Genomic DNA, 1045 nt, shown 5'->3' with positions numbered 1-1045 from the left:
AGCCATTCAGAAATCGTATTAAAGGACATAACCAAGTACCTCTACTTTTACGTTGTGCTCGCGCAGATATTCAATTGCTGCACTGTCGTCTTGTTCATTACCAAACAGCTCTGCGACCATCATGCCGAACTTCACGCCGCCGGCGTAATCAAGATCGGAACTCAGAATGCTGACGTCGATGTTGTACTTACGCGAAATCTGCGACATCAACGGTGCATCTACGGTTGCGCCAGTAAATTCCATACGGACAAGAGGGTAGCTGCCTTCAACACGATTTGGTTGCAAACGCGCTTGGTAATCTTCTGGAATGGAAAGATCCAATGTGGAACGAATGAACTCGTGAGCCAGTTCCGTTTTAGGGTGCGCAAAAATATCGCCAACCGTGCCTTTCTCAACCAATTCACCACCACCGATGATCGCCACTTCGTGACAGATGCTTTTTACCACTTCCATTTCGTGGGTGATCAGTAGAATCGTGATGTTGAGTTTGCGGTTGATCTCTTTTAATAGCTCAAGGATGGATTGAGTCGTTGCAGGATCCAGTGCGCTGGTGGCTTCGTCACACAACAGTACGCTTGGGTCGGATGCCAATGCACGAGCAATAGCCACACGTTGTTTTTGACCGCCACTTAGGTTGGACGGATAGCTTTCGTGCTTGTCCGCTAAGCCAACAAGCTTTAGCAACTCAGTCACTTTTGTTGTGATTTGCGATTTGTCTTTGCCAGCCAGTTCCAGTGGTAGAGCCACGTTATCAAACACAGTACGAGACGAAAGCAGATTGAAGTGCTGGAAGATCATGCCAATGTTGCGGCGCGTTTCGACCAACTGCTTTTTGCTGAGTGTTGTTAAATCAACGTCATCAACGATGATGGATCCAGAGCTTGGTGCTTCTAGCATGTTTACACAGCGGATCAGAGTACTTTTACCAGCGCCTGATGAACCGATAACACCGAAGATGGTGCCCTTGGCGATGTGTAGGTTAATGTCTTTCAGGGCAAGGATTTCCTTACTGCCTTGGTAGAACACTTTATTGACGTTTTTTATT

The 1045-nt window shown here is 47.1% G+C and carries 1 protein-coding gene; it reads right to left on the bottom strand.

All coding sequences use genetic code 11. From position 1 onward, the window contains the following. Positions 1-18: 18 nt before the first annotated feature. Positions 19-1044, bottom strand: a complete 1026-nt coding sequence (gene metN, locus R7M72_RS26385) for a methionine ABC transporter ATP-binding protein MetN (protein WP_318056573.1) — start codon at positions 1042-1044, stop codon at positions 19-21. Position 1045: the final 1 nt, after the last annotated feature.

The sequence above is a fragment of the Vibrio sp. YT-18 genome (genome assembly GCF_033337345.1).
In the GTDB taxonomy this organism is placed as follows: domain Bacteria; phylum Pseudomonadota; class Gammaproteobacteria; order Enterobacterales; family Vibrionaceae; genus Vibrio; species Vibrio alginolyticus.
Note: the sequence above shows the minus strand (reverse complement) of the source record. Positions and strands in the feature narration are given on the sequence as shown.